The organism is Bacillus sp. LR_5, from assembly GCF_042709275.1.
The window spans coordinates 1-12,079 of sequence record NZ_JAVAXX010000203.1; the positions used below are offsets into that span (position 1 = coordinate 1).

A 12,079-nucleotide genomic window follows, 5' to 3' on the forward strand; every position below is an offset into this window, starting at 1 on the left:
GTGATAGCATCTGGAAGAGAAATTTCAATTATCTGTTTTTCTCAAGAATAGTCAAGATATCCGGCGATATGTTCGCATTTAATTCAATATTATGGTTTTTAATTTATGACGGCAAAGGTGCGATCGGCACTGCTTTATTGATTGCTGTCACTTTTTTGCCGGAAGCCGTTCTGGCGCCTGTGACGGGGCCTTTTATGAAACAGACCACGCTGAAATTTTGGATGTACTTTTCAGATCTGACAAGGGCGGCGATTGTTTTGATTATCCCTCTATGTCATTTTGCGGGCTTCTCTCCGCTGTGGTTTGTCATGACGCTTATGATTGTGCATTCAGCTACTGGAGCTGCCTACAATCCCGCCTCTATCGCTTTGATTCCTCAAATCGTAAATGAACAGGGCATTCAAAAAGCAAATGCTGTGCTGCAGTCCTCCGCTCAAATTGTCAGGCTCGGGGCTGTCACATTATGCGGCGCTTTTCTTACATTTATCAGTCCTTCTTATACCATGCTTATCGCACTTGTGCTCTATTTGGTGTCAGGTTTTCTCGTTCTTTTTATTAAGTACACTGCGGTTGAATCTCAATCAGAGTCTGCGGTTGTTACACAGAGAGGCACATATATCGGAAGGCTGAAACGCGGCTTTAGGCTCGTCAGAAAACACCAGATTTTATACCCGCTCGCCATTTACTGTATCTTTATGAATTTCGCGGCTGCCCCATGGGAAGCGCTCTCTGCCGTATACGTTGCGGAAGATTTAAACGGCCAGCCGATCGTATACTCGCTTTTAAAGGCCACCACCGCCGCGGGCGCGTTTTTATTAGGGTTTGTGCTGGCGAAAGTCAAGGTAAACAGGTACGGCTTGTTATTCGTCACTGCCGGCATTATTGAAGGATTTGCTTTCTTTATTACCGGGATGAATACCTTTTTGCCGCTCGTCTTTTTCGCTGCTTTTACCTTTGGCGCCGCAGTCAGTGCTGTTAATGTTCCTGAGTATACGATTATCCAGACGTCTGTGGACAGTGAGGATCAGCCGCAGGTTTACGCCGTTATACATATGATCTCAAATATTTCGATCCCTGCCGGAGCTGTCATTTGCGGGTATGCCGCTAATGCTTTCGGCTCAGGTAAAGTGATCGCTGTCGGCGGGATTGTCGAAATTATTGCGGGTATCGGAATTTTGCTGTTTACAAAACTGGCCAAAGCAGAAAGGTCCGACCTGATTAAAGAAAGGGAAGCAAGTGTTCATCTGTAAAGGGTTTTAAAACGCCATGCCTCGTGCATGGCGTTTTTTTGTGCCAATGGGTCCGGTGCGAGATACGACTCCGGTCTTATATAAAAATCAATCTCTGATTCGTTTTGCATATTTTCCAACTTGTATAAGATGAAGACAAGGAAAACGAAAGGAGGATCTGCATGAAGATCAACAAGAAAACAATAGGCGGATTCTTATTAATTGTATTTGGGATCTCTGTCTTTTTTGGAGGAGGAAGCTTCGGCTTTATCATCCCGCTCGCCATCGGGAGCTTGATGACATACGCAGGAATCAAAAGGTTTGCCGCGGGAAAAACCATCACGGGAATCATCGTGGGCGGTATCGGAGCCATTATGCTCATCTGCTCACTTCCGTTTGTCGTCGGAATCGCATTGGCAGCCGCTATGGTTTATTACGGCTGGAAGCTGATGAAAAACGGATCAGCTGATAACGGTGTATCATCTTTTGATCCTGAACCGGCTTCTGTTGCCTACCAATCTCACTTTGATGACGAATGGGAAGAATTTTTGAAGAAAAAATAATATCAATATATTAGGAGGAATTAGGTATGGTATTAAAAAGAATCAGAGACATGTTTGTTGCGTCAGTTCATGAAGGACTTGATAAAATGGAGAATCCAAAGGTGATGCTGAATCAATATGTACGCGATATGGAAAGCGACATCGCAAAAGCAAAGCAAACAATTGTGAAACAGCACACGATTGCCTATCAATTTAAGAAAAAATATGAAGAAGCCGCTGAAGTTGCTGGCAAACGGAAAAATCAGGCACAGCTCGCATTTGACGCAGGTGAAGAAGAACTGGCGAAAAAGGCGCTGACTGAAATGAAGTATTTAGAAGGGAAGGCGGCTGAGCATAAAGCTTCCTATGAACAGGCAAACAGTCAGCTGGCTGATCTGAAAGAGCAGCTGGCTGCACTTGAAACAAAGCTTCAGGACGTAAAGGATAAAAAACAGGCGCTGATTGCGCGGGCAAATGCGGCGAAAGCTAAAGAGCATATGAATACGACATTTGACAAAATTGACAGTGAAAGCGCGTATCGTGAATTTTTGCGTATTGAAAATCGTATTGAAGAAATGGAAATCCGCGCGAATTATTCAAAGTCAGCGGAAGCCGGCACAGAACTTACACGTAAAGAATTCGCAGACGATGTAGAAGCGGAGATTGAAAAAATGCGGACACTTTCACTGCAAAAATCAGACCAGACACAAGCGGCAAATGAATAAGCGGAACGGGGAAGGATTTGCGGTCAAGTCCTTCCCCTTCCGCACGTATCAATTCGCAAGCTTTTCCTTTATAATAGAATGAATGAGAAGGATGAAACCGAATGAAAAAAATGCTTGGCAAACTGTTGATCACTGCCGGTATTCTGGTTTTTTTCGCTGTTGTCGTAAAAGATGTGTTTGCTGCAGGCCTAGGTTTCATAAATGGCACAGAAGCTGATTCAGCCAGCGCATCGCCGCGGGACATTGACAGCATGGTCATTGAGTCGGATAGCAAGGATGTCCGGATTATAGCGGAAGAACGAAGTGACATATCGGCAGGCATTTCAGGAGACTCAGGAAAGTTATTTGTTACTGAAAACAAAAGAAAACTGGAGCTGACCGTAAAGGAAAAAGAATTTCAATTTTTGAATGGATTTAACCGTTCAACTCTTATCGTCAGGCTTCCGTATGATTATAAAGGTGATCTGGCAGTACGAACCTCAAGCGGTGACGTGTCTGTGGCCGGGAATGACCATCTTGCGCTTTCCGGGCTGAACGCAGTATCTGCGAGCGGAAATACGAGCGTGACGGACGTCCGCATTCAAGATCTGAAAGTGAAGGCATCATCGGGGGATGTTTCCATTTCAAATACCGTCTCCAAAACAGCCGGCATTGATTTAGCTTCAGGGGACGCAAATCTGGTTCATGTATCAGGCTCTCTTGATGTGAAAATGACTTCAGGAGATTTTAATGCTGTATTGAAAAAGGTAACCGGTCCCGTATCTGTCACGCTGACAAGCGGTGATGCTAATGTAAGCCTTCCCCAAAACGGCAGCTTTGCAGTCAATGCTTTATCAGCAAGCGGTGACGTCAGTTCGCCGTATTCATTTGCTGATAAAGCACATAAAGAACAGCATCACATCACAGGCACGCAAGGAAGCGGCCAGCATCCAATCGACATCAAAACGGACAGCGGGGATCTAGCGATACGGTAGCACTAGGCAGAAGAAAGGAGGCGGACACCAGGAATGACAAAAAAACAGCTTCTCGGATTGATCATTGCTTTATTCGGCATCAGTATGTTTTTGCAAATTATCGGAATAGGCGATCTGCTGTTTTGGCCGCTCTTTTTTCTGATTGCCGGCTATTTCCTTAAAAAATATTCCCGTGATTGGCTTGGCTCCGTCATGTATATCTTTGCCGCGTTTCTATTTTTGAAAAACCTCTTCAGCATCACCTTTAATTTATTCGGCTATGCGTTTGCCGCATTTCTGATTTACGCCGGCTACAGGCTTATCAAAGGGAAGCCGATATTTGAACCGAATGAGAAACAGGTCAATCTCAATAAAAAAGAACATCATGATCCGCCAAAAGATGTAAAACATCCCGACATGCGCAGCTTTTTTATCGGTGAGCTGCAAATGATGAAGCAGCCGTTTGACCTGAATGATTTAAATGTCTCTGGTTTTATCGGTGATATCAAAATCGATTTATCTAAAGCGATGATTCCCGAGGGAGAAAGTACAATCGTCATTAGCGGAGTCATTGGAAACGTTGATATTTATGTACCATCGGACCTTGAAGTAGCTGTCAGCTCGGCTGTTTTTATAGGAGACATCAATCTGATCGGCTCGAAGAAAAGCGGATTAAGCACGAAGGTATATGCCGCGTCAACCGATTTTAGCGAGTCAAAGCGCCGGGTCAAAGTGTCCGTTTCCTTATTTATCGGTGATGTGGATGTGAAGTACGTATGAGAAAAAAAATGCTTGCCAGCCTCCAATGGCGCGCCATCCGCATGACAACGGGAATCAGCCTGCTCCTTTTTGCCTGCCTGATTTCCTTTATGATGTTTTACTATCGGCTCGATCCGCTTGTTTTGCTGTCATCTAGCTGGTTCGGAATTCCGTTTATCCTGATTTTGCTTCTGATCAGCGTGACCGTCGGTTTCGCCTCAGGGTATATGTACGGCAACCGGTTGAAGACAAGGATTGATACATTAATTGAATCCATTTTAACCTTTGAAAACGGCAATTTCGCTTATCGGATACCGCCGCTCGGTGATGATGAAATCGGCCTGGCTGCTGATCAGCTGAACGAAATGGCGAAGCGCGTGGAACTTCAAGTCGCATCCCTCCAGAAACTTTCCAATGAACGTGCGGAATGGCAGGCTCAAATGAAGAAGTCGGTTATCTCAGAAGAACGCCAGCGATTGGCCAGAGATCTTCATGATGCGGTCAGCCAGCAGCTCTTTGCCATATCGATGATGACATCAGCCGTGCTGGAACATGTCAAGGATGCTGATGACAAAACAGTCAAGCGGATCAGGATGGTAGAGCATATGGCAGGCGAAGCCCAAAATGAGATGAGGGCGCTGCTGCTCCATTTACGGCCTGTTACCCTTGAAGGAAAAGGGCTGAAGGAGGGCCTTACGGAGCTTTTGGACGAGTTCCGAAAAAAGCAGCCGATTGATATTGAGTGGGATATACAGGACACAGCGATATCCAAGGGTGTTGAAGACCACTTGTTCAGAATCGTGCAGGAGGCCCTTTCAAACGTATTTAGACATTCAAAAGCGTCAAAAGTAACCGTGATTCTGGGCATAAAGAACAGCCAGCTCCGTCTGAAGGTGATTGATAATGGAAAAGGCTTTAAAATGGACCAGGTGAAAGCATCCTCATACGGCTTGAATTCTATGAAAGAACGTGCAAGTGAAATCGGCGGGGTCGCCGAAGTGATTTCAGTAGAAGGAAAAGGCACCCAAATTGAAGTGAAGGTCCCGATTTTCCCGGAAGAAAAAGGAGAGAACGAACGTGATTCGAGTATTATTGATTGATGATCATGAAATGGTCAGAATGGGGCTCGCGGCTTTTTTGGAGGCGCAGCCCGATATTGAAGTCATCGGCGAAGCATCGGACGGCAGCGAAGGTGTTCGGCTTGCTGCGGAACTGTCGCCGGATGTCATTTTAATGGACCTTGTCATGGAGGGCATGGATGGCATTCAAGCTACAAAGCAAATTTGCCGGGAGCTTTCTGACCCGAAAATTATTGTGCTCACTAGCTTCATTGATGATGACAAAGTGTACCCGGTTATTGAAGCTGGCGCGCTCAGCTATCTGTTGAAAACCTCAAAAGCGGCAGAAATCGCCGATGCCATCCGCGCCGCAAGCAAGGGAGAGCCGAAGCTGGAGTCAAAAGTGGCGGGAAAAGTATTATCCAGGCTGCGCCACTCAGGTGAAAACGCGCTCCCTCATGAATCGCTTACGAAACGGGAGCTCGAAATACTCTGCCTGATCGCAGAAGGAAAGACAAACAAAGAAATAGGCGAGGAACTGTTTATTACGATTAAAACAGTCAAAACACATATTACAAATATTTTATCAAAGCTGGATGTCAGTGACCGGACGCAGGCGGCGGTGTACGCACACAGAAATCATCTCGTCAAATAGGCGGCTCCTATTTGTCTGCGCCTTTCGTTCCGAAGTCTCTGACAATCACATTGACCCGGTAGTCTATTTCCGCATTGCTGAAATAATCATCATCCCATTTTCTTGCGATCTTTTTCCACTTTTGAGGATAATGAATTCTGACTTGGTTTCCCAATCCGGTCACATCCGCTTTGATCTCTTTCTGCAGTTTCTCTGTAATAAATGTCGTTACTGTTTTGTGTACTTGTTTTTCGACTGTCTTTTCAATACTTTTAATATATGAATCCTTAAACGAATCTTCATTGGGATTCCAGTCCTCAGATAGACGACCTTCAATAGTGCGGGTGACGGTGAATTTGAACTTTCCATCCTTATAGGCAGTCTTGATCTTCCGATTGCTTGAATATACTTCATAAGAAAAGAGATGGCCATCGCGCTTCAAATCAATGACGCCTCCCTCGACAGTGCCTGAAAATAAGTTGATATTTTGAACCTCAATCGGGGTGAGATCGCGGTGCCATAATTTATTTTTTATGATAGAGGCTCCGTTTATTGCGAGCTTGCCGTTTTCTTTACCGACATGAGGGATTAGGAATGAATCGTCAGAGGTTAAGTGTTCTGAGATCTCCCCTAATGTAACTGGCTCCATCATTCTGATCGTCACCTTATTATTCTCTGTCAGATCATATATCACGTTGGATGCGGGTTCGCCTTCATCATTCATTTTAAATATATCTTTAGTTCGGCCGTTGGTGATAAAGACGTAAGAACTCCTCCTTGTTCCGTTGTCTCTGACAAACTGGTTAATGATCGCGTCCATTCCAATTTGATCCGCAATCACGCTTTTGGAAAGCAGAATGAGACGCAAATGCTGTGAAAACGTAGGATTATGCTTTAATGCAGAGGTTCTCATCATTTGATGGACAGTTTCACCCTTTGTGATAGAAAGCTGTGTCGGATCAGATGAAGAGCCCTCCTTGGCGCTGATTTTTTTCGGAACGAGAATTTGCTGTGTCAGCTCTAAATTTTCATCGTCAGGCTTGTCTAGCCCTACTCCGATCACTAAGCTTAATTCCTCGATATTCTCACTGTCCCAGCATCCGGACAGCAATAGGGTGCATATAAACATACATAAAATCCGGATTTTCATTTTGCTGTAATCCTCCTCTTGAGAGCTACAATGAAAAAGAGAATGAACGGAAGCAGAAACAGGGAGACAAAAATATAGCCAAGATAATCGCTATACATCATGACTTGATTGGCGTCATCCGGCCAGAGAGAAAAATAAAAGACCGTTATGCCGATAATCACCATGCTTGTTTTAGTCGATAATCCAAATGTCTTCTTTAGCCCGTTAGCGGCAAAGTATCCGTAAATGACAAATGTGGTGAAAAACTGGATGATCCAGACCACCAGTAAAAACGATTCAAACCGTTCAATAAATATGCCTTTAAGCTCAAAGGACTGAAAGAGAGAAATAGTCGGCCAAATCAGCGTTTTTACCTCGGGAGCGGTCAAAGCTCCGACAACAATAATATACGTAAGGATATATAAGATAATCGGAATCAGAAATCCTAGAGACGCATATCTGAACGTGTATTTCTTTTTCTTCATATGTTCAGGAAGAAACAGCATCACTTCCATTCCTAAAAAAGAGATGGAAACGACGGTAAGGGAGTTTGCAATGGGTCCAAGGCCTTCGCCTAAAACAGGACGCAAATTATTGATATCAAAAATTTTAAAACTGATCCCGAACACAATCAGCAAAATAATAATGGTTACCGTTAAATAAAAGGGAAACAGCCGCGACACATCACTTAAGCCCCCAACGATTAAATAAATACCGCAGCAAATAAACGTTAAAATAATGACTTGAATTGGGGTTCTCTCCAACAGGAAAAACTTCACCATTTCAGCCATTGCCCGGGTCTCGAAGCTGGCTACGCCGAGGAAATAGCCGCAGATCAAAAGGCCGATGATGCTGCCGATCCATTTCCCAAGCCCTTCCTTCAAATATTCAAAGAGTGAAGGGTATTGATGTTTTTTCTGAATGAGCGTGTTTAAATAAATGAAGAAAATAAAAATGAAACCTTCTAATATCAGCGTGATCCAGCCGTCAGGCGTATTAGCCTTAGTGGTCAGCGCTCGCGGCAATGTTAAAAGTCCGGCCCCAAGCATTGTATTTGCAACAATAGAAATACCTTGAAAGGTATTAAGTTTCAGTGGAGTCTGTTTTTGGCTCATTTGGATTATTCGCCTCTTTTGGTTTGTTTTTAATTGGGAGACGGATAATGGAGTCATCCGTATTTTTCAGGCTAAAGAATCCGTTTGGCGAAAAATACGGAGACCCAAAGCTCGTTTGTCTCGTTAAGTGCGTATAAACGACAAGCATAAATAAAATAATGCCGTACAGCCCTAAAATAGCGGCGGAAAACATCGAAATAAAACGCAGCACCCGGAAAGACAGACCCATTCCGTATTGAGGAACGGTAAAGGATGCCAGGGCAATGACACTGACGACAATGACCATAATCGAACTGACGAGATTCGCTTCTACAGCAGCCTGTCCGATGACCACGCCCCCAACGAGGCCGATCGTCTGTCCGAGCGGATTGGGGAGTCGCAGTCCGGCCTCCCTTAGCAGCTCGATGGTGACTTCCATCAGCAGGGCTTCAAATATCGGAGGGAACGGCACGTTTTCCCTGTTCGCCGAAATCGTGACGGCGAGTGCGGTCGGCAGCAGCCCCTGATGGAAGGAAACAAGTGCAATATAAATCGATGACAAAAACAAGGTGATGAAGATAGAAGCAAAGCGCAGCGACCGGATAAGAGATGCTGAAATCCAGCGTTCATAGTAGTCATCCGGGGATTGCATCAGGATGCCGAGAGAAACCGGCACCAGCAGCACAAATGGTGAACTGTCGACCAAAATTGCCACACGGCCGTTAAACAGGGCTGAAGATACTTTGTCAGGTCTTTCCGTATTTTGAATCTGCGGAAATGGTGAATATTTATTATCTTCAATGAGCTCCTCGAGCGTTCCGCTGTCCTGGATATCTTCCAGCTGGATATTTTTAAGCCGCGCCTTCACTTCTTTTATGACGGACTTTTTTGCTTTGCCTTCAATGTACATAATGGCTGCAGGCTTCAGCTTGTTTTCGCCGATCATGATTTTTTTGGTGATCAATTTCGGATGAGAGGTTCTTTGTCTGATCAGAGCGAGATTTGTATCAATATCCTCTACAAACGCTACTTTTGGGCCGCGAACCACTTTTTCAGTTGTCGGCTCTGTCAGGCTTCTTGTTTTTTTCTTTCCTGTGGTCAGAATATAGGCTTTATCCAATCCGTTGATAAACACAGCACAATTGCCGTTGAGAATCGATTCAATCGTTTTTTTTGCAGTTTCAACAGGTCTTGCGTCAAGCTGGTCAAGGCGTTTTTTGACCTGGTCAAGCGTTAAGGTCTCCTCATCTTTAATCAAAGTTTTAATGGCTTCTGACACCTTATTCTCATCAGTCATTTCACTGAAATAGAGATAGTAAAAAACCAGTCCGTTCGCAAGCATTTTTTTGTTTTTCACCAGATCATCGTTTTCTTTTAATTTTGGCAGCACCAATGCTAAATTATCGTGTATATATTCCTTAAACTCTGTTTGTTCCAATGAGGTCACCTCTTATCCAAAACCTTAGTAGAGGTTATCTTTTCCTGTTAAAAAAATGATATACTGTGTTAGAGTATTTCATGGAGTAAGTTTTTTTATGAAAGCGGAGGATACGAAGTGGCACAGGTAAGGCTAGCTGGAAAACAAGAAGAAATTGAACAGCTCATTAGATCATTTGAACAGCATTATGATGTCTCTTATACATCAAAGGAGTACGGCAGGACAAATCCAAAATACAAATATTCAAAGGATTCCCGCGTATATCTTGAATTAAAATTAAAATCTGCCAAGATCGAAAAATAAAAAGGATTTTTTGTGTCATTGGCGAATTATGATCTATTGAAGCAACCGTTATGGAGGGATACATAAATGGAATACAGAATTGAACGAGACACCATGGGAGAAGTAAAAGTTCCTGCTGATAAATTTTGGGGCGCCCAAACACAGCGAAGCAAGGAGAACTTTAAGATCGGTTCTGAAAAAATGCCGATGCGTGTTGTGAAGGCGTTTGCAATATTAAAACGAAGCACAGCTCTAGCTAATAAACGCCTCGGCAATCTGGATGCTGAAAAAGCAGAAGCCATTGCAGCGGTTTGTGATGATGTGCTCAAAGGCAAATACGATGACAACTTCCCGCTTGTCGTATGGCAGACCGGAAGCGGCACTCAAAGCAATATGAACATGAACGAAGTGGTAGCCAACCGTGCGACTGCTTTATTAAAAGAGAAGAACTCTGATCAAACGATTCATCCAAATGATGACGTGAACCGCAGCCAAAGCTCAAACGACACATTCCCGACTGCGATGCATGTTGCCGCTGTTTTGGCTATTTACGAGCAGCTTGTGCCGGCGCTTGATCAGCTTCGCAATACACTGGATGAAAAAGCAAAAGCATACAATGATATTGTCAAAATCGGACGCACGCATCTTCAGGATGCTACGCCACTGACCCTCGGACAGGAAATCAGCGGATGGGTTCACATGCTGGACCGTTCGAAGGAAATGATTTTGGAAGCGACAGATAAAATGCGTGCGCTTGCAATTGGTGGAACGGCTGTCGGAACGGGTATCAACGCCCACCCTGAGTTTGGAGAGCTTGTCTCAGAAGAGATCACTAAGCTGACCGGCCAAACGTTCAGCAGTTCGCCGAATAAATTCCACGCGCTGACAAGCCATGACGAAATCACTTATGCGCATGGCGCATTAAAAGCGCTTGCGGCTGACTTAATGAAAATCGCGAACGATGTCAGATGGCTCGCAAGCGGACCTCGCTGCGGAATCGGGGAGATCGTCATTCCTGAAAATGAGCCGGGAAGCTCCATTATGCCTGGTAAAGTCAACCCGACACAAAGCGAAGCGTTAACAATGATCGCAGCGCAAATCATGGGGAACGATGCGACAATCGGCTTTGCGGCGAGTCAGGGGAACTTTGAACTGAACGTGTTTAAGCCTGTTATTATTTACAACTTCCTGCAATCTGTGCAGCTGCTCAGTGACGGCATGAATTCATTCCATGATAAATGTGCTGTCGGTATTGAGCCTAATAAAGAAACCATTCAGGAAAACCTGTCAAATTCATTAATGCTTGTTACGGCGCTGAACCCGCATATCGGTTATGAAAACGCGGCGAAAATCGCCAAGCTTGCCCATAAAGAGGGATTGACGCTCAAAGAAGCAGCTTTGAAGCTTGAATTGCTGACAGAGGAGCAATTTAACGAAATGGTTAAGCCGGAAGACATGGTAAAACCAAAGGCGTAATAGGAAGAAAGAACGGCTGCTTTTTAAGCAGCCGTTCTTCTAAATATGTTGCTGTTTTAATAAATATTTAAGCTGTTCCGCATCTTTGGCGAGAGCTTCAGACTCCGTCAGATTATGAATCATTCCTTTTATGATCGCCAGCTTCGGTGTTTTTTTCTTCATTTCTGCTTCAAGTATGTCCAAGCTCTCCGATAATTCAAGAGAGGAGTTTGTGTTTAAGCTGTTAATTTTGTCACGTAGGCTTTTCACAATTGATTCAGTCAGCGGGTCAGGCCGTCCGTGCGTAAGAGGCCCGAATAAAGAGCTCGCCTCTTCCAATGTGATGAAAGGCTTATCGTTTCGTTCAGACATGCCTTTTACCATATCATCAATTCGATTCATAATGATATCAGCTAATTGAGACGGCTTCACAGTGTACCCGAGCAAAATCATGCATTCCAGGTAAATCTGGCTGATGCCCTCTATTAAAAAACAAAGCTCAGCAGTGTAGGGTTCCGCTTTTTTTCCATAGATGTTCAGCAGGCTGTCGATATGAAATTGAAGTGAGGACTGGCGGATTTTTTTTGCGCATTGCTCCACTTCTTCTGTGTAAGGCAGAGAACCCTCCTTCAACTGCATGCTGATAAAATCTTTGTGTTCAAGAATGTTTTCATAGAGGACGGTCAGCTGTTTACGGTAAGCCGTTCTGGGGCTGTCGCCCTTCGTTTTAATATTTAAAATTCGGGTAAACGTTTTATCATAATAGTAGTTCAGCATAGAG

Annotated in this window: 13 protein-coding genes; 9 read left to right on the plus strand and 4 right to left on the minus strand. The window is 44.3% G+C overall.

Annotated elements, in window-relative coordinates; all coding sequences use genetic code 11:
- From RAC86_RS27565 to liaR, 7 genes are all read left to right on the plus strand, one after another.
- A partial coding sequence (locus tag RAC86_RS27565) for an MFS transporter (protein ID WP_377886235.1) occupies window positions 1–1,250 on the plus strand: 1,250 nt, incomplete at its 5' end.
- A gap of 161 nt (window positions 1,251–1,411) precedes the next feature.
- The gene (gene liaI / locus RAC86_RS27570) at window positions 1,412–1,792 is read left to right on the plus strand and encodes a cell envelope stress-induced membrane anchor protein LiaI (RefSeq protein WP_029318422.1); all 381 of its coding nucleotides are present in this window, start codon (window positions 1,412–1,414) and stop codon (window positions 1,790–1,792) included.
- A gap of 26 nt (window positions 1,793–1,818) precedes the next feature.
- Window positions 1,819–2,496, plus strand: a complete 678-nt coding sequence (gene liaH, locus RAC86_RS27575; RefSeq protein ID WP_003228506.1) for a stress responsive protein LiaH — start codon at window positions 1,819–1,821, stop codon at window positions 2,494–2,496.
- Between the two features lie 101 nt (window positions 2,497–2,597).
- Complete coding sequence (liaG, locus tag RAC86_RS27580; RefSeq protein WP_032726837.1) at window positions 2,598–3,470, plus strand: LiaG family protein; 873 nt, start codon at window positions 2,598–2,600, stop codon at window positions 3,468–3,470.
- 33 nt (window positions 3,471–3,503) lie between these two features.
- Window positions 3,504–4,229, plus strand: coding sequence for a LiaRS two-component regulatory system accessory protein LiaF (liaF, locus tag RAC86_RS27585; protein ID WP_014480832.1), 726 nt, complete (start codon window positions 3,504–3,506; stop codon window positions 4,227–4,229).
- Window positions 4,226–5,308, plus strand: coding sequence for a two-component system sensor histidine kinase LiaS (gene liaS, locus RAC86_RS27590; protein WP_014480831.1), 1,083 nt, complete (start codon window positions 4,226–4,228; stop codon window positions 5,306–5,308). The genes liaF and liaS overlap by 4 nt, the downstream gene beginning before the upstream one ends.
- Complete coding sequence (liaR, locus tag RAC86_RS27595; RefSeq protein WP_264239929.1) at window positions 5,286–5,921, plus strand: two-component system response regulator LiaR; 636 nt, start codon at window positions 5,286–5,288, stop codon at window positions 5,919–5,921. Before liaS ends, liaR begins: the two co-directional genes overlap by 23 nt.
- Window positions 5,922–5,928: 7 nt before the next feature.
- Here liaR and gerAC read toward each other — a convergent pair whose 3' ends face one another.
- From gerAC to gerAA, 3 genes are read right to left on the minus strand one after another with little or no spacing between them, the layout of a single operon-like run.
- Window positions 5,929–7,050, minus strand: a complete 1,122-nt coding sequence (gene gerAC / locus RAC86_RS27600; RefSeq protein WP_377886236.1) for a spore germination receptor protein GerAC — start codon at window positions 7,048–7,050, stop codon at window positions 5,929–5,931.
- Window positions 7,047–8,144 (minus strand): spore germination receptor protein GerAB, encoded by a 1,098-nt coding sequence (gene gerAB / locus RAC86_RS27605; protein ID WP_029318427.1) that lies wholly within the window; start codon window positions 8,142–8,144, stop codon window positions 7,047–7,049. The genes gerAC and gerAB overlap by 4 nt, the downstream gene beginning before the upstream one ends.
- Window positions 8,113–9,561, minus strand: a complete 1,449-nt coding sequence (gene gerAA / locus RAC86_RS27610) for a spore germination receptor protein GerAA (RefSeq protein WP_033884692.1) — start codon at window positions 9,559–9,561, stop codon at window positions 8,113–8,115. The genes gerAB and gerAA overlap by 32 nt, the downstream gene beginning before the upstream one ends.
- Window positions 9,562–9,678: 117 nt before the next feature.
- Between gerAA and RAC86_RS27615 the strand changes: the two genes are divergently transcribed.
- Together RAC86_RS27615 and fumC are read left to right on the plus strand one after the other, a co-directional pair.
- The gene (locus RAC86_RS27615) at window positions 9,679–9,864 is read left to right on the plus strand and encodes a YvzF family protein (RefSeq protein WP_003244599.1); all 186 of its coding nucleotides are present in this window, start codon (window positions 9,679–9,681) and stop codon (window positions 9,862–9,864) included.
- 66 nt (window positions 9,865–9,930) lie between these two features.
- The gene (gene fumC, locus RAC86_RS27620; RefSeq protein WP_167408438.1) at window positions 9,931–11,319 is read left to right on the plus strand and encodes a class II fumarate hydratase; all 1,389 of its coding nucleotides are present in this window, start codon (window positions 9,931–9,933) and stop codon (window positions 11,317–11,319) included.
- Between the two features lie 39 nt (window positions 11,320–11,358).
- Here fumC and RAC86_RS27625 read toward each other — a convergent pair.
- The coding region (locus tag RAC86_RS27625) for a TetR family transcriptional regulator (RefSeq protein ID WP_377886237.1) at window positions 11,359–12,079 on the minus strand (721 nt) is incomplete at its 5' end.

Bases quoted from the DNA above. Each gene is read 5' to 3' on its own strand.
- liaI (WP_029318422.1), top strand. From the start codon at position 1,412: ATGAAGATCAACAAGAAAACAATAGGCGGATTCTTATTAATTGTATTT.
- liaH (WP_003228506.1), top strand. From the start codon at position 1,819: ATGGTATTAAAAAGAATCAGAGACATGTTTGTTGCGTCAGTTCATGAA.
- liaG (WP_032726837.1), top strand. From the start codon at position 2,598: ATGAAAAAAATGCTTGGCAAACTGTTGATCACTGCCGGTATTCTGGTT.
- liaF (WP_014480832.1), top strand. From the start codon at position 3,504: ATGACAAAAAAACAGCTTCTCGGATTGATCATTGCTTTATTCGGCATC.
- liaS (WP_014480831.1), top strand. From the start codon at position 4,226: ATGAGAAAAAAAATGCTTGCCAGCCTCCAATGGCGCGCCATCCGCATG.
- gerAC (WP_377886236.1), bottom strand. From the start codon at position 7,050: ATGAAAATCCGGATTTTATGTATGTTTATATGCACCCTATTGCTGTCC.
- gerAB (WP_029318427.1), bottom strand. From the start codon at position 8,144: ATGAGCCAAAAACAGACTCCACTGAAACTTAATACCTTTCAAGGTATT.
- fumC (WP_167408438.1), top strand. From the start codon at position 9,931: ATGGAATACAGAATTGAACGAGACACCATGGGAGAAGTAAAAGTTCCT.